The following is a 21,353-nucleotide window of genomic DNA, read 5'->3' on the forward strand; positions in this document are numbered from 1 at the left end:
GACGCCCGTGCGGAGTAACCAAGAGTATGGTGCGCTGCGGGCCGCCCGCTCAACCGCCAAAACCGCATGGCGTATCTGCACAAATGCACAGCCCCTTCAGGTACGGCGGACCCGGTGCGCCCGGTTCGCCGCGCCGCGCCATTGTGCCCCGAAGGTAGTTCACCTAACAATGGAGGATGACAGTTACGCTCAGATCACTGGAAACTGCTGTCCCTTCTACCGTCCTGGTGCAGGACCAGGTCCGCGACGTTTTCGCCGCCCAGCCCGGGCTCACCCGCCTGGGTACCCGCCTTGTGAACACCTGCTTCAACGGCGCGGACATCGACACCCGCCGCACCGCCCTCGAGGAGCTGACCCTGGCTTCCACGGTGGAAAACCCCCAGTTCTTCGATCCGCAGACCGGACTGCTGCTGATGCCCTCCACCAAGACCCGCAACGACATTTTCGCCGCCGAGGCCACCAAGCTGTTCATCGAAGCCGGCCGGAAGGCCGTGGACAACTGCCCCGGAATCGGTCCGGAAGACATCACCCACGTCATCACCGTCTCCTGCACCGGGTTCTTCAACCCCGGCCCGGACTACAAACTGGTGCGTGCCCTGGGCCTGAACCCGTCGGTGCAGCGCTATCACCTGGGCTTCATGGGCTGCTATGCCGCGTTCCCGGCGATGCGGGCCGCCAAATCCTTCTGCGACGCAGACCCCGACGCCGTTGTGCTGGTGGTCAGCGCCGAACTCTGCTCCCTGCATGTCCGGTCCTCCAATGACCCGGACATCATCATGGGGTCCTCGCTCTTTGCGGACGGCGCCGCGGCTGCCGTCATCACTGCGCGGGACCTCCCCGGGGACAGCCCCGCGATTGTGCTTGACCACTTCGAGACAACCCTCACCCCGGTGGGCGAGGAATCCATGGCCTGGAACATTGGCGACCACGGTTTTGAAATGGTGCTCGGCACCTACGTACCGCACATCATTGACGACCACATTGTCGGCGCCCTCGAACCGCTGCTGGCCAAGGACCCGTCCCTCGCTCCGCTCGCATACAACGAGATTGGGCACTGGGCCATCCACCCCGGCGGCCGCAGCATCCTGGACAAGGTGGAAGCGAAGCTGGAGCTTTCGGAGGAACAGCTGGTTCCGGCCCGGGAAACCCTGCGCAACTTCGGCAACATGAGTTCGGCCACCGTGATGTTCGTGCTGAAGCACATCCTGGACCAGCCCTTCACGGGCGGCAACGAACGGATCTGCTCCATGGCGTTCGGGCCCGGGCTGACCGTTGAGACCGGGCTGTTCACCCGGGTTCCCGGAAGCGGTGCGGCGGCAGCGGCGGACGCGCTCGCGGCGGAGCCGGTTCCTGCCGCCGTCGGCTAGCGCGGTGGGCCTGCTGAATACGGAAGATCCCCCGTTCCTGCCGCCGGACCTCAGCCGGCGCGCGGTGCACGCGGTGGAAGAAATGGACCGCCCGGATTGTGATCCCGTTCGCCTGGAACGGACCTACGCGCAGTTCCCGCTGATCAACGCGGTGGTTTCCGGGTGGCGGCGGAACTACCTCCGGTACGTCCGGCCCGTGCTGGCAGCGCAGGGCGGAGGGACGGTGCTGGACATCGGAGCCGGCGGCGGAGACCTGGCCCGCGCTCTGGCCCGCTGGGCCCGGCGCGACGGCCTGGCTGTGCAGGTCACCGGCATCGATCCCGACCCGCGGGCCCATGCCTATGCCGCCGGCCGCCCGGCTCCCGCGGGATGCAGTTTCCGCGCAGCGCTGAGCTCGGATCTGGTGGCCGAGGGAGCGGTGTTCGACGTCGTTGTTTCCAACCATGTGCTGCACCATCTGGACGACGCCGCGTTCCAGGGCATCTGCGCCGACTCGGAGAAGCTGGCCGGATTCCTTGCCCTGCACAGCGACATTGAGCGGAGCCCCTGGGCGTACGGCCTGTTTTCCGCCGGGACACTGCCGTTCTTCCACGGCTCCTTCATCCGCCGGGACGGACTGACCTCAATCCGGCGCAGCTACACGGCCGAAGAGTTCCGGGCTGCGGCCCCGGCCGGGTGGGAGGCCCTGCAGGCGCGCCCATGGCAGAACCTGCTGCTGTACCGGGCAACCGGCGGCACCGGGAGCAGGCAGTGAACCGCCCGGAAGTCGACGTCGTGATTGTGGGCGGAGGCCCGGTGGGACTGTTCCTGGCCATCCTGGCCCTGCAGGACGGCCTGCGGGTACGGATCTATGAGGCACGGACCACCCGAAGCTCCCACTCCCGGGCGATCGGCATCCACCCGCCGGGGATGGCTGCGCTGGAAGCCACCGGCGTCAGTGCCCAGCTCGCGGCCGAGGGCGTGCAGATCCGCACCGGATCGGCGCGCATGCGGGACACCGAGCTGGTCTCCCTCAGCTTCGCGAAGACCTCCACTGCCTACCCGTATGTACTGGCGCTTCCGCAGGAACGAACCGAGTCCGTGCTGCAGGCGCGCCTGGAGGAACTCGATCCGCAGGCGCTCCGGCGCGGGCACCGGGTCACGGCCCTGCATGACGATGGCTCCGGTGTGTCCGTTGCCGGCACGAACGCTGCCGGCGGTTTCACCGTGCAGGCCTCCTGGGTAGTGGCGGCCGACGGCGCCCGGTCTTCCGTGCGCGGATTGCTGGGGATACAGGCCTCCGGGAAACTCCTGCGTGATTCATACCTGATGGGCGACTTCCCCGACAACACGGGAGACGGACCCGTGGGAGTGCTGTACCTGGAGCCGGAGGGCATCGTGGAGTCCTTCCCGCTGCCCGGCGGCAAGCGCCGCTGGGTGGCCCTTACCCGGACGCTGCAGTCCGACGCCGATGCCAAGGACCTGGCGCGGCTTGTCGCGGAGCGCACCGGCCGGGCCCCGGACGCTGCAGCCAGCACCATGTTCAGTGCCTTCCCGGTCCGCACCACCGCCCTGAAGCGGCTCGTCCACGGGCGCACCGTGCTGATTGGCGACGCGGCCCATGAAGTCAGTCCAATCGGCGGACAGGGAATGACGCTGGGCTGGGTGGACGCCGCGGAGCTGGCACCACTGCTGACCGCCGCAGTGCGGGGCGCTGATGTTGGGCTCGCGGCCTTCGACCGCCGGCGCCGCCGTGCCGCCGCTGTTGCCTCAGCCCAGGCGCGGCTCAACATGGCGCTGGGACGCCCGCTGCCGGCGCCGCTCATGCGGGCACGGAACAGGGTGCTCGCCGGACTTTTCCGCTCCCGTACGCTCAGCGACGCCGTGGCCCGCCGGTTCACCATGCAGTAGCCCGCCGGTTCCCGGCGCTGCAGTGCCCTAGTGCCCGCTGCGGTCCAGGGTTACCGTGCGCAGGTCCAGGCGGCGCAGCACCCGGTCCACGGCTTCCGGGTCCATGCCGGACTGCCGCCGTGCGGCCAGGACTTCCTGCCGCGCCGCAGCCAGGGCCTCCCGCTGCACCGCGTCCATCACTTCCAGCGTGGCCTTCATCTGCAGCATCTTCTGCGGGTCCGCTTCCGAGTCCCGTTCAAGGATCGAGTGTAGGGAAGACATCCGCCGGGCCAGTGCCGCCCGGCGTTCCGCCGGCAGCTTGTCCGCGGCCCGGGAGCGCTTCATGGTTTCCAGGGCCACGCGCTCGGCACGCCGGGCCAGTTCGCGTTCCTGCTTGGCGACGGCGCCGTGGTCGCTGGGCAGTTTGAGCCGGCGCATCAGCCACGGCAGGGTCAGCCCGGGCAGCACCAGGGTGACCAGCAGCACTGCTCCTGCACACACGATCATGAAGTTCCGGCCGGGGAGCGGTTCTCCGGCCAGCGTGGTGGCGGGCATGGCGAGGGCCAGGGCCAGGGTGGCGAGGCCGCGCATGCCGCACCAGGTCAGGACGAGGACTTCCTTCAGGGAGCCGGGCACGCGGTTGAGCCGCGCCGTGCCGCCGAACCGGTACAACCCGTACATCCAGGCAAAGCGCACTAGGACCACTGCCGCACAGACCGCGGCGACGCCGGGAATGAACGCGAAGATCTCCCGGCCTTCGTCTTCAATGACATACCGCATTTCGATTCCCACCAGGCCAAAGGCGACGCCGGTGGTCAGGAGCTCCACGACTTCCCAGAACGCGGTGCGGGTCAGGCGTTCCTCGGAGTCCTGCGGCCGTGCCCGGCGCCCAAGCTCCAGGGCCGTCACCACGACGGCGACAACACCGGAGAAGTGCACCTCTTCCGCGAGGATGTACACCGCGTAGGGCGCCACGAGGGTGACCGCAGAGCGGGCCACCAGGTTGGGGACGAAGCGGTTCAGGGCACCCACCAGCCAGCCCATGGCCAGGCCCAGCACCACTGCACCGGCGGCGCCAATCAGGAAACTCGGCACGATCGACCAGCCCACCTCCCCGCCGCTGATGGAAGCCGTCACGGCAGCCTGGAAGATCACAATGGCAATCGCGTCGTTGAACAGTCCTTCGGTCTGCAGGACGGTGATGAGCCGGCGCGGCATGCTGACCTTGCCGGCCACCGCTTCCACCGCCACGGGATCCGGCGGAGCCACAATGGCACCCAGCGCGATGGCTGCAGGCAGCCCCAGTGCGGGAACCATTGCCCACGCCACACCGGCCGCGACTCCAACGGTTACGGCAACCAGCGCCACCGCGAGCAGCACCAGGGAGCGCCACCGGAGGCGGAAAACAGACCACGAGCTGCGCTGGGCAGCGGCGTAAAGCAGCGGCGGCAGGAAGAGCGGCAGGATCAGTTCGGGATCAATGTGGATCTCCGGGATCATCGGCAGGAAGGCGAACAGCGCCGAGAACACCAGCATGAGCACCGGATACGGCAGCCGGACCCGTTCGCCTATGCCCACCACCAGCACCGTGCCGAACAGCAGGCCTATGAGCAGGATCAGGAAATCCATCAGCAGCGCCCCGTTCCCGCGGCGCCGGTGCGTTCACTTGCCTTGACCACCGTCAACCTCCTCTAGTTGCCTAAGGTAACTTTACCGCCGGCAACTTGAAGGTTCCTGCGGCTAGCTGCCGAGGTGTGTGGGAGCGAAAAGCCTCAGCAGCGTTTGGACCACCACGACGTTCGGTCCTTCCTGGGCGAAGGATTCCTCCAGTGCCTGCCGGACGCCGGCTGGATCAGTGCGCCGTGCCGGAACTCCGAAGGATTCTGCGAGCTTCACGAAGTCCGGCCCGGCCAGTTCGGTGGCCGTTGCCTTGCCAAAGGCGTCCACCATGTACTCCCGCAGGACGCCGTAGCCACCATCGTCCACGATCAGCCAGGTGACGGGAAGATCATGCTGCCGGGCGGTGGCCAGTTCGGCGATGGAGTACATCGCGGATCCGTCACCGGAGACCGCCAGCACACGTTCCCGGGTTCCCACGGCTGCCCCGAGGGCACCGGGGTAGCCGTAGCCCAGCCCGCCGGCTCCCTGCGCGGAGTGGAACTGGCCGGACCTGGCATCCCAGCAGCTCCACGCCCAGTAGGCGGCAATGGTCATGTCCCAGTACGTCTGCATCGCGTCCGGAACCGCAGCCCGGATGTCCGCCATGAACTTCCGCTCAAGGTTGAGGTCCTGGGCGTCCAGCCGGGCGCTCACCTTGGCGAGGGTGTCTGCGGTGACCTCTTCCGCCGTCCTGCCGTGCCAGTCCGGAGCCGTGGCCGGAGCCTGCAGTGCGGCGTCGAGCGTGGCCATGGCCTGTCCGGCGTCGGCACGGATGCCCAGCGCGGGACCATTGGATTCAAGGACCCGCGGCTCGGCGTCGATCTGGATGATGCGGCCGCGCGGAGCGAAGGTGAAGTAGTTGGACGTGACTTCGCCCAGTGAGGAACCGATGACCAGCAGGACGTCCGCGTCCTCCAGGAGGTCCGTCGTGTGGCGGTCTTCCACCCATGACTGCAGGGACAGCGGATGGTTCCAGGGGAAGGCGCCGTTGCCGCCGGGTGTGCAGACCACCGGGGCATGGAGCTTCTCCGCCACCGAAAGCAGCGACTCTTCGGCCCGGCCCCGGCGGGTGCCGCCGCCGGCGATGACAGCAGGCCGTTTCGCCGCGGACAGCCACTTCACGGCTTCGGTGACGAGTTCGCTGCGCGGCGGGTTGTCGAACGGCTCCGCCAGGGCGTCTTCGACGGCGGGAACCATCACGGGGGCCAGCAGTACGTTCTGCGGGACTTCCACCCAGACCGGCCCCATGGGTGCGGAGATGGCTTCGGTCCAGGCGTCCTGGATGGCCGAGGGAATGCCGGAGGCATGCTGGATCAGCCGCTGGCTCTTCGTGACGTTCGCTGCCGACGCCTTTTGGTCATCGAGCTGGTGCAGCATGCCGCGCCGGCGGGCTCCGAGGCCCTCGATGGGAATCTGGCTGGCAACAACCACCATGGGCACGCCCGTGGCGTAGGCCTCCTGCAGTCCGGCCAGGGAGGTGAGGGCACCGGGACCGGTGGAGAGGAACAGGACGCCCACCTGGCCGGTGGCACGGCTGAACCCGTCAGCGGCGAAGGCAGCATTGTTCTCGACCCGGGAGGAGACGAACTCCAGCGTGGAGCGGGAGAGCGCGTCGAACAGGCCCAGGGCGTGCTGGCCCGGGATGCCGAAGACCGTGGTTGCTCCGAGCGCTTCCAGGGTTTCGACCACCAGGTCCCCGCCGTTGCGCACTGCGGTTCCGGGATCGGTGCTCATGACTCGAGTCCCATGAGCGTGATGAGGTCATAGGCAACGTGTGAGGCGGCCACGGCGGTGATGTCCGCATGGTCATAGGCCGGAGCCACTTCCACGACGTCGGCCCCAATGAGGTTCATCCCCCGCATGCCGCGCAGGATCTCCAGCAGCTCCCGGCTGGTGATGCCGCCCGCCTCGGGGGTGCCGGTGCCGGGGGCGTGGGCCGGGTCCAGGACGTCAATGTCCACCGAGATATAGAGCGGCCGGTTCCCAATCCGGGCACGCAGCTTCGCTACGACTTCGTCAACGCCCTGCCGGAACACATCGGAGCTGGTGACGATGCCGAACCCGAAGCGGCGGTCTTCGTCAAGATCTTTCTTGCCGTACAGCGGTCCGCGGGTGCCCACGTGGGAGATCGCCTCGGTGTCCAGGATCCCTTCCTCCACCGCCCGGCGGAACGGCGTGCCGTGGGTGTACTCGGCACCGAAGTAGGTATCCCAGGTGTCAAGGTGGGCGTCGAAGTGCAGCATGGCTACCGGCTGGCCGGCACGCTCTGCCGCTGCACGCAGCAGCGGAAGGGCGATCGTGTGGTCCCCGCCCAGGGTCAGCAGCCGGGTCCCGCCCTCGGTCAGGTCCAGGGCCCCGGCCTGGATGGTTTCAATCGCCTCGTTGATGTTGAACGGGTTGACCGCCAGGTCACCGGCATCAGCAACCTGCAGGTTCGCGAACGGGGAGGTGTCCTGCGCCGGGTTGTAGGGACGCAGCAGGCGGGACGCCTCACGGATGTGGTTGCCGCCAAAGCGGGCGCCGGGGCGGTAGGAGACACCGGTGTCGAACGGGACACCCACAACGGCGACGTCGGCGTGTCCAACTTCGTCCAGGCGCGGAAGACGCGCGTACGTCCCGGCGCCCGCATAACGCGGAACCTGGGCTGCGTCGATGGGGCCTACCTTGCCGTTGGAGTTAATGCGCGGCTGGTTCTGGGACATGTCCACTGTTGTGTTTCTCCGGTTTCGCTAAGGGTCTGGCGCCTGGATTCCGAGCCTACCCGGCAGGGCGGCAAAAGTTATCAAATAGGCATCAAATGTTTATCGGAAGGCTAAAGTGGAACAGCCGTCGGCGTCAAGACTAGGCTGTGACTATGGCGGACCGGGTTTCCTATGCGAACAATGATGGAATGAACTACGACGTCGATGTCCTGATCGTGGGTGCCGGACCCACCGGGCTGGCCCTCGCGGCCCAGCTCGCCGGTTATGGAACGAGCTTCAGGATCATCGACCGCAGGCAGGGTCCCTCGACCCAGTCCCGGGCGCTGGCCGTGCAGCCGCGCACGCTGGAGGCGCTGCGGCCCTTCGGGATCAGCGCGGAGATGGCGCGGGGCGGAACCCCGGCACACCAGCTGCACCTCCACCTGCCGGACGAAACGGTCCAGATTGGCCTCTTCGACATCGGAATCGAAGACTCGGCCCACCAGCAGCTGCTCTTCCTGCCCCAGTCTGAGACCGAGCGGATCCTCCTGAACTACCTCGGTGCCCGCGGCATCCGCGTTGAGCGCGGAGCCGAGCTCCTGGGACTCGAACGCCTGGACCCGGAGGACCCCTTCGCCGGCATGGAAGCCCGCGTCCAGCGGCAGGACCGCGGCATTGACCGGATCCGTGCGCGCTACGTGGTGGGTGCCGACGGCGCCGAAAGCACCGTGCGCCGCCGCGCCGGCATGGATTTCCGCGGTTCCGGCTACGCAGACACGTTTGTCCTGGCAGACCTCGAGGTCGACGGCGTGGCTCCCGGCGCAGTGCACGCCTATCCCACCGATGACGGTTTCATGGTGCTCTTCCCGCTGGGCAACCCGGCGACCTGGCGGATGATCAGCCTCAAGGAACGCGGGGACAAGAGCGCCGTCACCCTTGAGTACCTTCAGGGCATCGCGGACAAGTTCTCCGGCGGCGGGCTCACCCTGCATGACCCGAAGTGGATCAGCTCCTTCCGGCTTTCCCACCAGATGGCCGAGTTCTTCCAGTCCGGCTCGGTGTTCCTAGCCGGCGACGCCGCGCACGTCCACTCCCCCGTGGGCGGACAGGGCATGAACACCGGCATCCAGGATGCACTGAACCTTGGCTGGAAACTTGCCCTGGGCGCTCGCGGCCTGGCGGCCGACGAACTGATCGACAGCTATGACGCCGAACGCCGGCCCGTGGCTCGCGGAATCGTCAGCTTCACCGACCGTCTCTTCAAGCTCGCAACCAGCCGCAGCGCCCTGGCAAAGCTGCCCCGCACCAAGCTCCTGCCCGCACTGGCCCCGTCCCTGGCATCCAGCGAGCGCCTGCGCGCCCGCGCGTTCCGCACGATGTCCCAGCTGGGCATCCATTACCGCGGCAGCACCATGACCGCGGCCGGAGCCAACCGCCTGCCTGCCGTACTCGCCTCGGGACCGCGGCCGGGAGACCGGCTGCCGGACGCCGTCGTGCACTACCAGCAGAAGGAACGGCGGCTGCAGGACCTGGTGTCCGCTCCGGGTTTCCATATCCTCCTCACCGGTCCGGGCTGGCCGGAGGACACCCCGCATCAGCTGCATGCGGCGCTGGCCGGCCTCGGCCCGCTGCTGAGCGTGCAGCGCCTGGTGGTGGGCAGCACGCTCACGGCCTCCGGCCCGGGCATCATCGAGGACGTCAGCGGGCTGGCGTTCGAGCGCCTTGGCCTGTCCGCCCGGCGGCCCGAGGTTCTGGTGATCCGCCCGGACGGATACATCGGTTACCGGTCCAACGGAACGGATGTCAACGGTGCCGTGGCCTATCTTGAACGGCTTACCGGCTCAGGCGCACGGTCTTCACTTCAAACGGCCTAAACGCCAGCTCCCACCGGCCGTCCTCCCGCCTGGGCAGCTGCGCGTCCGCTGCCTCCGGGCGTTCCAGCAGGTCCGTCAGGACGGCAGCGCGCGCCGGGAAACCGGCAGTCAGCACGGCGCCGGTGTGCCCTCCGAGGGACTCGTAGAGCCGCAGCACCACGTCCCCGGAACGGTCATCCGCGAGCTTGACCGTCTCCACCAGCACGCTCCCGGGCGCCAGGACGGCCAGCGGAGCCACGCTTCCGGCACCGGCCTCGTGGACCGAGCGCAGGGGAAAGTTCAGCCGGTACCCTTCCAGCACCGCTTCGGCCACGGTGGCGTCCGGCCGCAGCGAAAACCGGAGGCGGTGCACTCCCTGGTCCGCCCCCGGATCCGGAAACAGCGGCGCCCGCAGCAGTGAGGCCCGCAGCAGGGTTCCGGTGCCCGCGTCCCGGGAACCGGTCCGGGTGATGTCGTAGCCGTGCGTTGAATCGTTGGCCAGGGCCACTCCCCTGCCGTGCTCCCCGGCGTGCACCCAGCGGTGGGCCGGCACCTCGAAGCGCGCATGGTCCCAGGACGTGTTCTCGTGGGTAGGCCGCTGGATGTGCCCAAACTGGATCTCAGCCGAGGCCCGGTCCGCGAGCACCGCAACCGGGAAGCCGAGCTTCAGCAGCTTCTGCCGCTCCTGCCAGTCCACGTTGATGTCCAGGTCCAGGGCGCGCCCGTCGGGGCTCACGGAAATCCGTTCCCGCAGTGACGAACTGCCGAACCCGCAGTCCAGCACCAGGCTGTCCCCGTCCGGGATCAGGTCTCCGCGAAGCGTGAGGGCGCCGGTACGGTCCGCGGCGTCGATGTCCCACGCATCCCACTGGTTCGGGGTGTCACGGAAGAGCTGGAACCGGTTCGCTTCTTCGCCCGGGACCACCAGTTCCCGGCCGCTCTCTCCGCGCAGCGAGAGCAGGGCACCTGTTGGACCAAAGCGTGCGGTGAGGCGGTCCGAGGACAGTTCCCAGCCGCCGTCGTACGCGTTGATCCGAACCGCGGCAGGCTCTGCCGGCCCGGCACCGGCACCCATGGCAGGTATCCCCCGCAGCGCCACCGGCGCCGCGTTGAAGACGAGGGTGCCGGTGCCATCCCCAGCCAGGGCCCGCAGGGCCCGGCGCGTGATCCGCTCCAGCTGCTCCGCGGTTTCCGCATAGGCGCGCTCGGCGTCCTGGTATACCCAGGCGATGGAAGAGCCCGGCAGGATGTCGTGGAACTGTCCCAGCAGCACCGTTTTCCAGGCCGCTTCAAGCTCCTGATACGGGTAGTCCGTGCCGCAGCGGACCGCAGCGGAGGCCGCCCACAGCTCCGCCTCCTTCAGCAGAGCCTCGCTGCGCCGGTTGCCGCGCTTGGTCCGGGCCTGGGAAGTGTAGGTGCCGCGGTGGAACTGCAGGTACATTTCCCCGGACCACACGGGCGGTTGCCCGTAGTCTTCCTCGGCTTGCGTGAAAAACTCCTGCGGGCTGGAAAACCGCACCTGCGGGGACCCTTCCAGCGACGCCGTGCGGTGGGCGGCGGCAAGCATTTCGCGGGTGGGTCCTCCGCCGCCGTCGCCCCAGCCGAAGGGCACCAGCGAGAGGTTCGTGGCGCCCTTCTCGCGGAACTGCCGCTGGGCCCGGGCCAGCTCCTGACCGGTCAGCGCGGAGTTGTAGGTGTCAACCGGCGGGAAATGGGTGAAGACCCGGGTTCCGTCGATCCCTTCCCACAGGAACGTGTGGTGCGGCATGGTGTCGGATTCGTTCCAGCTCAGCTTCTGGGTGAGGAACCACCGTGAACCGGCAGCACGGATGAGCTGCGGGAGCGCTCCCGAGTAGCCGAATGAATCGGGCAGCCATACGTCCAGCGGTTCAATGCCGAAGGCCTCCAGGAAGAAACCCTTGCCAAAGGTGAACTGGCGCACCAGCGACTCTCCGGAGGGCAGGTTGGTGTCCGCCTCGACCCACATGCCTCCCGCCGGGACGAACCGTCCCTCCGCGACCCGGGCGGCAACGCGGGCAAACAGTGCCGGATGGTCCTCCTGCAGCCAGGCGTACTGCTGGGCGGAGGACGCGGTGAAGACGAATTCCGGGTCCTTCTCCATCAGCGCCAGCACGTTGGCGAAGGTGCGGGCCACCTTGCGCCGGGTCTCGCGCACCGGCCACAGCCAGGCGCTGTCGATGTGCGCGTGCCCGACGGCGTGGACCAGGTGGGCGCTGGCCGCTGCGGGAGCGCTGAGCGCCGGTTCCAGCAGCGTCCGGGCCGCACTGGCAGTGCCGGAGACATCCTGCGGATCCACGGCGGCAGCCGCCCGTTCCATGGCGCGCAGCAGTTCATGCCGGCGCGGGGAATCCATGGGCAGTTCATGCATCAGGCCCCAGAGCACGGCGAAGTCCTGGGCCAATTCCCAGACCTGGACGTCCAGCAGCGCAGCGTCCGCCCTGCGCAGGACGTACAGCGGCTCACTGCCGGCGGTATCCGGGCTCCCGAGCGGCGTGGGCAGGAAGCTGAAGTTGCCAATCACGTTCGGAGTCGCGGCCGCCTCCACCCAGAGCAGGATGGCGCTGCCGGGCTCCTGTTCCAGCGGCACGGCCATGTTGGTCGATTCGAGCGCCTTGAGCACGTTCCCCTCGGCGTCGTAGACCAGTCCCTCGGCCTGGAAACCGGGCATGTCCGTACTGAAGCCAAGGTCGATCAATGCTTCCGGCAGGAAGCCCGGTGCTGCTGCCGGGACCGTGCCGGTGAGGCGGAACCAGGTGGTTCCCCAGGGCCTGCCCCAGCGGGTACCCGGGGTAACGGGACGGTAGTCCTGCGCGGTAGCTTCCGCGAAGGACACCGGTTCCGCCGGGGCGTCCCAGGCTGCGGGGTGAAGCGGTTCAGGCGCGGTCCAAAGATGCGGGGGCAGCCGCTGGGCGAGGAAACGGGCAAGACGGCGTTCGGTGAGTTCACGGTCCGGATGCATGCGCCCACTGTGCGCGCCGCACTGCCCGGTTGGGAAGGGGACTAGGCGGAGCCGGGGCTGACCAGGGTCCAGATGACGACGGCAGAGGCATCGGGGTCCGGGTTGCGCCAGGAATGCGGCTCCTTGCCCGGGAAGGTCACGGTGTCCCCGGCCGTGAGGCTCATGGTTTCGGCGGTGAAGATCAGCTCCAGCCGGCCTTCGGCGACGTGCAGCACTTCAACGTCGCAGTCAACGGAGTACAGGTCGGCCTCGCCGGTGCCCCCCGGGACGATCTCCGAGCGGATGACCTGGACGCGGCGTTCAGTGCGCGGGGTGACCAGCCGCTCGTTGATGCCGTTGCCGCCCAGGTTAATGCCGGGCGCCTCGGGCCAGCGGACCAGCGTGGTCTGCGGCGGCAGGAACAGGTCCCCGATGGAGATGGAGAGCACCTGGCAGAGCGTCACCAGCGAAGCCACCGAGGGAGAGGTGAGGTCCCGTTCCACCCGGCTCAGGAACCCCTTGGTGAGCCCGGTGGAGTCGGCTACCTGCTCAATGGTCAGGTGGCGCGCCTGGCGTGCGGCACGGATCCGGGAACCGATGGCAATCGGCGCATTGCTTGGTTCGACAGACAGAGCCTTCATGCGGGCAGCCGTCCTTTCGTTCCCCTAGTTGTTCCTGCGGTCCGGTCCTGCCGGGGAAGTCCGGAAGGCGTCGCCTGCGCCGCGGCCGCTATGGTGGAGGCCGGTGCTGCATGTTTCACACTAATTGACCCGTGCCTTCGGCGCCCATTAGCTTGGGTAAACAATAGTTTCGTGACCTACAACGCCGGCAGCGCCGGCTCCCAGTACCGCACCGGGTCCGGACGGTTAATCCCCTGCCCGTCCGGCCCCGGTGCTTCCAAGTTCCGCCGGGTGGTCTGCTGAATCCGCGTCCTGATCGGGGGACGCAACCTCCGCCACTTCCTGGGGGTCGCCCGTATCTTCGCCGATCCAGACCTTGATGACGGCCCAGCCGACGGCGGCTAGCGGCACCGAGAGGATCGCGCCGATGATGCCGGCGAGGATGGTGCCGGCAGTCAGCGCGAGCAGGATGACGAGGGCATGGATGCTCAGGGTCCGGCCCATGACCACCGGCTGCAGGAAGTTCCCCTCGAGCTGGTTCACGGCAATGATCACGATGACCACGATCAGGGCCACGAGCGGCCCGTTTGCCACGAGGGCAATCAGCGCGGCGAGGGTGCCGGCAGCGGTGGCGCCGACCAGCGGGATGAAGGATCCAACGAACACGATCACGGACAGCGGCAGCGCCAGCGGCACCCCGAGGATGAACAGTGCCGCACCGATGCAGATAGCGTCCACGGCGGCAACGATCGCCGTGCCGCGGACATAGCCGCCCAGCACCTCCATGCTGCGGGCGCCGGCAAGCGCGGCTTTCTCCCGGCGCTCCCCGCGGAACCAGCGCAGGATGAAGGCCCAGATCTTGTCCCCGTCCTTCAGGAAGAAGAACAGGACAACAGCCATGAGGACAAACCCGGTGGCGAAGGATCCGGCGGCAGAAAGTCCGGCGATCGCGCCGCTGCCCGCGGTTGAGGATGTCGCGAAGTCCAGGACAGCGTCCCGGGCATCGGAAATGGCCGAGTCGTCCAGGGCCAGGGGGCTGTCCTGGACCATCGAGTACAGCTCGTCAAAGCCCGCTGCGGCCTGGTCCACCAGCTTGGACCACTCGCTGCGCACCGCGAACACGATTCCGGTGACGAGCCCGCCGAAGACGGCCAGGAGCAGCAGGAAGGACGTGCCGGTGGCCAGTGCTCCCGGCCAGCCCTTACGGCGCAGCCAGTTCACGAACGGTGCAATGGCGGCGGCGAGAATCAGGGCGAGCAGCAGCGGAATGACCACCAGGGTCACCCGGGTCAGGCCGTAGACCGCCACGCCCACCAGCAGCAGGACCAGCAGCAGCTGGGCCGAGCGCAGCGCGGCATGGCCCAGGCCGTCGTTCCAGTAGCCTGCCAGCTGCTTCGGCTCGCTTTGTACCTCGGACTTGTTCGGAGTGGAGCCGGGCTGGCTGTCCATGGTTTTCCCCCGTCTAGGTTGTGGGTCCGGCCTCGTGGCCGGTTCCCTTTGGCTGCAGCGACTCTTTGACGTGGCGCCGGAGCACCTTGCCGATCAGGGACCTGGGCAGGTCCGGGATCTGCACAATGCGGCGGGGCACCTTGTAGGCTGCCAGTTCCGCCCGCACAAAGGAACGCAGTTCATCGGCGTCGAATTCCGCGTTGGGCCGGGCGACGACGGCGGCTACCACGTCTTCTCCGCCGCCGGTGCGGGTCAGGCCCACAACGGCAGCCTCGGCAACGGCCGGGTGGCGCTTCAGGGCTTCCTCGACCTCGGAGGGTGAGACGTTGAAGCCTCCGGTGATGATCAGTTCCTTGATCCGGTCCCGGATGGTGACAAAGTCGTCGTCGTCCACCGAGACGATGTCCCCGGTACGGAACCAGCCGCCGTCGAGCAGCGCTGCCCGGGTCTCGGCCGGTTTGTTCCAGTAACCCTGGAAAACCTGCGGTCCGCGGATCAGCAGTTCTCCGGCTTCACCGCGGTGGCGTTCCTTCGTGGGATCTTCCGGGTCCACTACCTTGATGTCCGTCAGCGGGAAGGGAACGCCCACGGTGCCGGCCTTGCGCGTTGGTCCCATGGGATTGCCGAGGGCCACCGGCGAGGTTTCCGTCAGGCCGTACCCCTCGATCAGGTAGCCTCCGGTTGCCTTCTCCCAGGCGTCCACCGTGGCAGCGGGGAGGTTCATGGCTCCGGAGATGGCGAAGCGGACGCCTTTGAGGGAAATGCCCTGCTCCTGCGCACCGGCCACAATGCGGTCGTAGATCGGCGGCACCGCGGGGAGGAAGGTTGGCGGGGTCTTCTTCGCCGCTTTGAGGACCATGTCCACGTCGAACTTGGGGAACAGGACCAGCTTGGCGCCGATGCTCATGGCGAAAGTGAGGCTCAGGGTCAGACCGTAGGCATGGAACATGGGCAGGACGCCGTAGACGGTCTCCTTGCCCATCCGGATCCCGGGAATCCAGGCCCGGCCCTGCGCGGCGTTCGCCATGAGGTTGGCGTGGGTGAGCATAGCGCCCTTGGGAGCCGCCGTGGTTCCGGAGGTGTACTGGATGGCAGCGAGGTCCTCCGCCCGGGGGTGCGGAGAGCGGCGCGGCAGCGGCCGGTTATCCAGCAGTTCCTTCCACTCAAGGACCCGCCTGCCGGCGCTGCGGGGCTTCTTGTCCGGAGCCAGGGCGCTGCGGCTGCGGCGGGCAGCGGGAAGGGGGAGCTTCAGGAGCAGCCGGGTAGTGCGCGGCATGGCGCTGATCAGGTCCACGGACACGATAGTCCGGACCGGAATATCTGCGGGCAGGGACTGGATCCGGTCCGCCACCTTGTCCCAGACGATGGCCACGGTTGCTCCATGGTCCTCGAACTGGTGGCGCAGTTCGCGGTCGGTGTAGAGCGGATTGTGCTCCACCACCACCGCGCCCAGGCGCAGGACGGCGTAGAAGGCAACCACGTGCTGCGGCGCGTTGGGCAGGACCAGCGCAACGCGGTCTCCGGGGCCGACGCCGAGGCGCTTGAGCCCCGCTGCGGCGCGCCGGATCTGCTCCCCCATGTCGCGGTAGCTGGTGGTGGCGCCGAAGAACTGCAGGGCCGGCTTGGAGCCGTACCTGCTGACGGATTCCTCCACCATGTCCACCAGCGAGCCCTTGGGCAGCTTGAGGTCCTGCGGCACGCCGTCGGCGTAGTGGCGGGTCCACGGCCGGTGAAAGTCAGGGAATCCCTTGGAAGCTCTACTCACGGTTTGAACTCTATCCCTTGCTGGACGGGAGCAATGCACCCGGACGGAACGGGGGCCAGCTGCAGTTGGGGCGCCCTTCCGGGCGGAATCGCTGGCCTGAGCTACACTTGAAAGCTGAAGGGGAGTAGCTCCGGTACACCTCCAATTCTAGGTTCGGCTCCGGCCGCACTAAAAATTGGAATTCGGACCGAGGCCTGTCGACATACTGGCTGTACATGCAGCCCGGCAGTCCACCCGCGGTGCATGGCACCGGGGCGAGCGAGACCTTCGGCCAGACGTAGAAGCTGGCCGGAGCCCTCCCTGTTTGCTCCGGCCATGACCAGGAGCGTGTGTGAAAAACCCACCAACTCAAGGGCAGCCGCACCCTGCGCACCCCACCCCCAGCCCGGCAGAGCGCCGTCGTTGGAGGCAGTACCTAGCCGACGAGCAGGCCGAAGCAGCCACCTATCGTTACCTGGCCGAGCGCCGTGAGGGAGAAGAGCGGGACATCCTGCTCGCCCTGGCCGAAGCAGAAGGCCGGCATGAGGAGCACTGGCGCCAGCTGCTCGGCCCGGACGCAGACAAACCCATGCGCCCGTCACTGCGGAACCGCATGCTCGGGCTGCTGGCCCGCCGGTTCGGATCAGTGTTCGTGCTGGCCCTCGCGCAGCGCGCCGAAGGCCGTTCCCCCTACAGCGATGACCCCAACGCCACCAGCGCCATGGCTGCCGACGAGCAGATCCATGAAGAGGTGGTGCGCGGACTGGCAACCCGCGGCCGCACCCGGCTCTCCGGAAACTTCCGCGCCGCGGTGTTCGGGGCCAATGACGGGCTGGTCTCCAACCTGGCCCTGGTCATGGGCATCGGCGCTACCGGCGTCTCGAGCACCTTCGTGCTCTTCAGCGGCATCGCCGGCCTGCTTTCCGGTGCCTTGTCCATGGGCGCCGGCGAGTATGTTTCAGTCCGGTCCCAGCGGGAGCTGCTGGAAGCCTCCAAGCCCACCCAGGTGACGCTTTCTGCCGCCAAGTCCCTGGACATCGACGCCAATGAGCTGGTCCTGGTGTACCGGGCCCGCGGCATGTCCCGGGAGGCAGCCGAGCACCGGGCAGCAGAGCGAATGGGGCTGTACACCTGCGACTGCGACCCGTCCCTGTCCCTGCAGCCGGAAAAGATGGAAGAGGCCGGCGCGGACAAGCATGAGACGGTCGGCACCGGCCTCGGAGCTGCGATTTCCAGCTTCTGCTTCTTCGCCTCCGGCGCCATCATCCCCGTTCTTCCGTACCTGTTCGGCATGGAGGGGCTCGCCGCCGTCGTGCTCTCCTGCACCCTGGTGGGAATCGCACTGGTCCTGACCGGCAGCGTCGTGGGGCTGCTCTCCGGAGCCTCCCCGCTCAAGCGCGGCCTGCGCCAGCTGGCCATCGGCCTCGGGGCCGCCGCCGTCACCTATGTACTGGGGATGATCTTCGGAACCTCCGTGGCCTAGCCCGCACCGCACCCCACCCCACCCCATCGCACCGCACCCCATCGAGATGACAGAAACTGCCCGTATGAGCGTTCATACGGGCAGTTTCTGTCATCTGGATGTTTGGGGGCGGGTCAGCGGGACGTGGGCGCGCCGACCTGACGCAGTTCGGTGGTGCTGGGGCCGTTGCCCTCGTCTTCCGTGCTGATCAGGACGTTGCCTTCACCCAGGGCCTCCGGCAGGACTTCCGGCTCCAGCCGGGTTGCCAGCGGTTTCTCCTTGATGAACAGGCACAGGATCGTTGCCACCACGGCCATGGGAACCATGAACAGGAACAGCGGGATCAGGGCCTCGTTGTAGGACCGGATGATGATGTCCTGGATTGCCTCCGGCAGCTCGTGCACAAGCTTGGGAGTCAGCGAATTGCCTCCCCCGGTGGCGGAGGCGGCGCTGGCCGGGAGCCGCTCGGCCAGCAGGTCCGAAAGCCGGTGCGCGAAGAGACTGCCCACGACGGCGGAGCCCAGGGTGGCGCCGATCTGGCGGAAGTAGTTGTTCGCGGCGGTGGCGGTTCCAACCTGGCTCATCGGGAAGGAGTTCTGCACTACCAGGACGAGGATCTGCATGTTCAGGCCCAGGCCAAGGCCGAGGACGGCGATGTAGACGCACAGCTGCCAGACCGGGGATTCGGCCGCGATTGAACCCATCAGTACCAGCGCCAGGATCATGATCGCGGAGCCCGCGATGGGCATCCACTTGTAGCGCCCGGTCTTGGAGACCAGGGATCCGGACAGCACGGAGCTGAACAGCAGGGCACCCATCATGGGAATCATCAGCAGGCCGGCCTCGGTGGCACTGGCGCCGGTGGCCATCTGCAGGTACGTAGGGAGGTATCCAATCGCGCCGAACATGGCCACGGACGTGAGCAGGCCGGAGGCGGTGGCGAGGTTGAAGTTGCGGTCGCGGAAGAGTTCCATCGGGATGATCGGCTCAGCCGTGCGGCGTTCGACCATCACGAAGACGACGCCGGCGAGGATGGTGCCGCCGGCCAGGCCCAGGATCACCGGGTCACTCCACGCGTGGGTGCTGCCGCCCCAGCTGCTCACCAGGACCAGGCCAGTGGTGGCCAGGGCGATGAAGACCATGCCCCATAGGTCGATCTTGGGCCGCGAGGTGACCGCACGGGGCTTCAGGAAGAACAGTGCGCCGAGCAGTGCCAGCACGCCCACGGGAATGTTGAACCAGAACGCCCAGCGCCAGCCGGGCCCCTCGGTGAGCCAGCCGCCGATCAGCGGTCCTACCACCGAGGAGAAGGCGAACACGCCGCCCATCCAGCCCATGTACTTGCCGCGCTCACGTGCCGGGACAACGTCGGCAATGATTGCCTGGGAGAGGATCATCAGGCCGCCGGCGCCAAGGCCCTGGATAACGCGGGCGATAATCAGCCAGGTCATGTCCGGAGCCAGGGCGCCGACCACGGAACCGGCCAGGAAGATGACGATCGCGGCGACCAGCAGGTACTTGCGCCCAATCAGGTCGCCCAGTTTGCCGTAGATGGGCATCATCACCGTGGAGGCCAGGATGAAGGCCGTGATCACCCAGAGCATCAGGTTGGCGCCGTTAAGCTCGCCCACGATCGTGGGCAGGGCGGTGCCGAGAATGGTCTGGTTCAGCGCCGACAGAAGCATGGCCAGGACCAGGGCGGTGAAGACAAGCACGAGGCTGGGTTTTTTCCCGTGGCTTGCGGGCGCTGCAGCGGCAGCTGAATTCGTCATAGAAGTTCCTTGAAGACGTCTCGGAGAAGTTCAAGGCCCCGATCGAGGGCCGTGAACTGGGCGGTGGCGGTCGGGTTTGACCAGGTTTTCTGCATCACGTGGCGCATGCGGGTGCTGGCAGTGAGGACAATCGTGAAGGCGACGTCGTCGACGTCGTGCCCCAGCCAGGCCGAACCGGGCGGCCGTTCGCGCCAGCGCCGGGACTCGGCGAGCTGGCTGGTCACCGTCTCAAGGACAAGCTGCTCGACCTTGAGGATGTACTGGTAGCGCCGGTGGCGCAGCTGGGGGTAGGCCTCGTAGATGCGCCCGCGGAGTTCGGCTGAGTCGTCGCCGCCCTGGATGGAGCGCACGACGGCGAGCATCAGGCGGCTGACCTCCGCCAGGAGGTCCCCCTCAATGTCGAACGCCGCCAGCATTTCGGGCTCGACGGACGGTTCCTTCAGCCCCAGGACCGCGTCTTCCTTGCAGGGGAAGTAATTGAAGAAGGTCCGTGCGGAGACTCCGGCTTCCTCGGCGACCACTTCGACGGTGACGCCCTCGATGCCCTCGCTGAGGGCACGGTTGGCGGCAGCCGCGTGCAGCGCCGCCCAGGTTTCGGCGCGCTTCCGATCGCGGAGGGAAAGTAGTTGACTCACCGAACTACTTTGTCATCCGTAACATTTTTTCACAACTGCAAAATTGCAGATGTGCAAGGAATCACAGCATACTGACGATGCCGCTAGGGCTTGAGCATCACCTTCACCGACTTCCGCTGGTCCATGGCAGCGTAAGCCTTGGCAGCATCCTCCAGCGGAAGCACCGAATCGAAGACCTTTCCGGGGTGGATCCTGCCGGCCAGGACATCTTCCAGCAGTTCGGGCATGTAGGTCCGTACCGGGGCCATGCCGCCGCCCACGGTGATGTTCTTGGCAAACAGCACGCCGATGGGCAGTTCCGCGCCGCCTGCGGGGACACCGACAAACCCAACCCGTCCGCCCGGACGCGTACACCGCAGTGCCTGGTCCATGGATTCCGCCGTGCCGACGCACTCCAGCACCGCATCGGCCGGAACTCCTCCGAGCAGCTCGCGCACCCGGGCCGCACCTTCCTTACCCCGTTCGGCCACCACGTCGGTGGCTCCGAATTCACGGGCAAGTGCCGCCCTGTCCTCGTGGCGGGACATGGCGATGATCCGGCCGGCACCGAGGCGCGAGGCAGCCAGCACGGCACACAGCCCGACGGCGCCGTCGCCTACCACCACGACGGTCGATCCGGCGGTGACGCCGGCGCTGACCGCGGCGTGGTGCCCGGTGCCCATGACGTCGGAAAGGGTCAGCAGGTCAGCGAGCAGGGAGTCCTCAGGATCGGATACCCCGGGAACCTTGACCAGTGTGGCTTCGGCATTGGGAACCCGGACAGCCTCACCCTGGGCGCCCTGGACAAAATCGCCGTGGACGTCCTTGCTGCCCCAGCCCACCAGCTCCTCACAGGCAACCGTCACGCCAGAGCGGCAGGGCGCACACTTGCCGCAGTTGCCGGTAAAAGGAGCGATCACGAAGTCGCCGGGTGCCAGCGAGGCGACGTCGCTGCCTACGCTTTCAACCACGCCTACGAACTCGTGGCCGATGGCACGGGGCTCGGGCGTTTCCCGGATGCCGCGGTACGGCCAGAGATCCGATCCGCAGACACACGCGGCACTCACCCGCACCACCGCGTCGGAGCCGCGGAGGACCGAGGGGTACTCCCTGTCCTCAACTCGGATGTCGCCGGGGCCGTGAATGATGGTGGCGCGCATGGCTGCCTTCCTGTTTGCGGGCATAGGTTCCATACCAGCCTAGCCGCGGAAGGGAAAGCCGGGTGCATGGGTAGTTCTCCCCATGTCCACTTTCCGGGATCCGGTCTAGCGTGTTGACGGGGGCATAAACGGAAGTTGGCGGAC

General features: G+C 67.6%; 15 protein-coding genes. 5 read left to right on the top strand and 10 right to left on the bottom strand.

What is annotated here, in order from left to right:
* The first annotated feature begins 176 nt into the window (after positions 1-176).
* Genes GD628_RS15270 through GD628_RS15280 form a run of 3 tightly spaced genes read left to right on the top strand, consistent with a single transcriptional unit; the run spans position 177 to position 3,257 of the window.
* On the top strand, positions 177-1,367 hold the full coding sequence (locus GD628_RS15270; protein ID WP_152275296.1) for a type III polyketide synthase: 1,191 nt from the start codon (positions 177-179) through the stop codon (positions 1,365-1,367).
* 4 nt (positions 1,368-1,371) lie between these two features.
* A complete protein-coding gene (locus GD628_RS15275; protein ID WP_226802590.1) occupies positions 1,372-2,121 on the top strand; it encodes a class I SAM-dependent methyltransferase in 750 nt (249 codons plus the stop codon).
* Positions 2,067-3,257, top strand: a complete 1,191-nt coding sequence (locus GD628_RS15280; RefSeq protein ID WP_152275297.1) for an FAD-dependent oxidoreductase — start codon at positions 2,067-2,069, stop codon at positions 3,255-3,257. The genes GD628_RS15275 and GD628_RS15280 overlap by 55 nt, the downstream gene beginning before the upstream one ends.
* A 27-nt stretch (positions 3,258-3,284) precedes the next feature.
* Here GD628_RS15280 and GD628_RS15285 read toward each other — a convergent pair whose 3' ends face one another.
* From GD628_RS15285 to speB, 3 genes are all read right to left on the bottom strand, one after another.
* Positions 3,285-4,865, bottom strand: a complete 1,581-nt coding sequence (locus GD628_RS15285) for a Na+/H+ antiporter (RefSeq protein ID WP_091607690.1) — start codon at positions 4,863-4,865, stop codon at positions 3,285-3,287.
* Positions 4,866-4,976: 111 nt separating this feature from the next.
* Positions 4,977-6,629 carry a thiamine pyrophosphate-binding protein gene (locus GD628_RS15290; protein WP_091607693.1) on the bottom strand — a complete coding sequence of 551 codons (1,653 nt, stop codon included), beginning with the start codon at positions 6,627-6,629 and terminating at the stop codon, positions 4,977-4,979.
* Entirely contained in the window at positions 6,626-7,597 is a 972-nt protein-coding gene (speB, locus tag GD628_RS15295; RefSeq protein WP_091607972.1) for an agmatinase, read from the bottom strand. The genes GD628_RS15290 and speB overlap by 4 nt, the downstream gene beginning before the upstream one ends.
* 152 nt (positions 7,598-7,749) lie before the next feature.
* On the opposite strand from speB, the gene GD628_RS15300 reads away from it, so the two are divergent.
* Positions 7,750-9,450, top strand: coding sequence for an FAD-dependent monooxygenase (locus GD628_RS15300; RefSeq protein WP_218054947.1), 1,701 nt, complete (start codon positions 7,750-7,752; stop codon positions 9,448-9,450).
* Here GD628_RS15300 and GD628_RS15305 read toward each other — a convergent pair.
* From GD628_RS15305 to GD628_RS15320, 4 genes are all read right to left on the bottom strand, one after another.
* The gene (locus tag GD628_RS15305; protein ID WP_152275298.1) at positions 9,410-12,409 is read right to left on the bottom strand and encodes an alpha-mannosidase; all 3,000 of its coding nucleotides are present in this window, start codon (positions 12,407-12,409) and stop codon (positions 9,410-9,412) included. The two genes, GD628_RS15300 and GD628_RS15305, sit on opposite strands and share 41 nt — an antisense overlap.
* A gap of 41 nt (positions 12,410-12,450) precedes the next feature.
* Positions 12,451-13,029: a helix-turn-helix domain-containing protein gene (locus GD628_RS15310; protein WP_091607698.1), complete on the bottom strand. Its 579-nt coding sequence runs from the start codon at positions 13,027-13,029 to the stop codon at positions 12,451-12,453.
* 225 nt (positions 13,030-13,254) lie between these two features.
* Positions 13,255-14,457, bottom strand: coding sequence for an AI-2E family transporter (locus tag GD628_RS15315; RefSeq protein WP_091607700.1), 1,203 nt, complete (start codon positions 14,455-14,457; stop codon positions 13,255-13,257).
* A 13-nt stretch (positions 14,458-14,470) separates the two neighbouring features.
* Positions 14,471-16,222 (bottom strand): long-chain-fatty-acid--CoA ligase, encoded by a 1,752-nt coding sequence (locus tag GD628_RS15320; protein WP_091607702.1) that lies wholly within the window; start codon positions 16,220-16,222, stop codon positions 14,471-14,473.
* 331 nt (positions 16,223-16,553) lie between these two features.
* Here GD628_RS15320 and GD628_RS15325 point away from each other — a divergent pair, with 331 nt between their 5' ends.
* The gene (locus GD628_RS15325) at positions 16,554-17,684 is read left to right on the top strand and encodes a VIT1/CCC1 transporter family protein (protein WP_152275299.1); all 1,131 of its coding nucleotides are present in this window, start codon (positions 16,554-16,556) and stop codon (positions 17,682-17,684) included.
* A 113-nt stretch (positions 17,685-17,797) separates the two neighbouring features.
* Here the strand turns inward: GD628_RS15325 and GD628_RS15330 are convergent, their stop codons facing one another.
* The 3 genes from GD628_RS15330 to GD628_RS15340 all read right to left on the bottom strand — a co-directional run bounded on the left by GD628_RS15330 (position 17,798) and on the right by GD628_RS15340 (position 21,209).
* Positions 17,798-19,435 (bottom strand): MDR family MFS transporter, encoded by a 1,638-nt coding sequence (locus GD628_RS15330; protein ID WP_152275300.1) that lies wholly within the window; start codon positions 19,433-19,435, stop codon positions 17,798-17,800.
* On the bottom strand, positions 19,432-20,070 hold the full coding sequence (locus GD628_RS15335; protein WP_152275301.1) for a TetR/AcrR family transcriptional regulator: 639 nt from the start codon (positions 20,068-20,070) through the stop codon (positions 19,432-19,434). The genes GD628_RS15330 and GD628_RS15335 overlap by 4 nt, the downstream gene beginning before the upstream one ends.
* Before the next feature lie 83 nt (positions 20,071-20,153).
* Positions 20,154-21,209, bottom strand: a complete 1,056-nt coding sequence (locus GD628_RS15340; protein WP_152275348.1) for a zinc-dependent alcohol dehydrogenase family protein — start codon at positions 21,207-21,209, stop codon at positions 20,154-20,156.
* Positions 21,210-21,353: the final 144 nt, after the last annotated feature.

The organism is Arthrobacter koreensis, assembly GCF_009193255.1.
GTDB classification, from domain to species: Bacteria; Actinomycetota; Actinomycetes; order Actinomycetales; family Micrococcaceae; genus Arthrobacter_B; species Arthrobacter_B koreensis.

Excerpts from the sequence above, each read along its gene's own strand:
- GD628_RS15270 (WP_152275296.1), top strand. The coding sequence starts at position 177 with ATGACAGTTACGCTCAGATCACTGGAAACTGCTGTCCCTTCTACCGTC.
- GD628_RS15280 (WP_152275297.1), top strand. The coding sequence starts at position 2,067 with ATGGCAGAACCTGCTGCTGTACCGGGCAACCGGCGGCACCGGGAGCAG.
- GD628_RS15285 (WP_091607690.1), bottom strand. The coding sequence starts at position 4,865 with ATGGATTTCCTGATCCTGCTCATAGGCCTGCTGTTCGGCACGGTGCTG.
- GD628_RS15290 (WP_091607693.1), bottom strand. The coding sequence starts at position 6,629 with ATGAGCACCGATCCCGGAACCGCAGTGCGCAACGGCGGGGACCTGGTG.
- speB (WP_091607972.1), bottom strand. The coding sequence starts at position 7,597 with ATGTCCCAGAACCAGCCGCGCATTAACTCCAACGGCAAGGTAGGCCCC.
- GD628_RS15300 (WP_218054947.1), top strand. The coding sequence starts at position 7,750 with ATGGCGGACCGGGTTTCCTATGCGAACAATGATGGAATGAACTACGAC.
- GD628_RS15305 (WP_152275298.1), bottom strand. The coding sequence starts at position 12,409 with ATGCATCCGGACCGTGAACTCACCGAACGCCGTCTTGCCCGTTTCCTC.
- GD628_RS15310 (WP_091607698.1), bottom strand. The coding sequence starts at position 13,029 with ATGAAGGCTCTGTCTGTCGAACCAAGCAATGCGCCGATTGCCATCGGT.
- GD628_RS15315 (WP_091607700.1), bottom strand. The coding sequence starts at position 14,457 with ATGGACAGCCAGCCCGGCTCCACTCCGAACAAGTCCGAGGTACAAAGC.
- GD628_RS15330 (WP_152275300.1), bottom strand. The coding sequence starts at position 19,435 with ATGACGAATTCAGCTGCCGCTGCAGCGCCCGCAAGCCACGGGAAAAAA.
- GD628_RS15340 (WP_152275348.1), bottom strand. The coding sequence starts at position 21,209 with ATGCGCGCCACCATCATTCACGGCCCCGGCGACATCCGAGTTGAGGAC.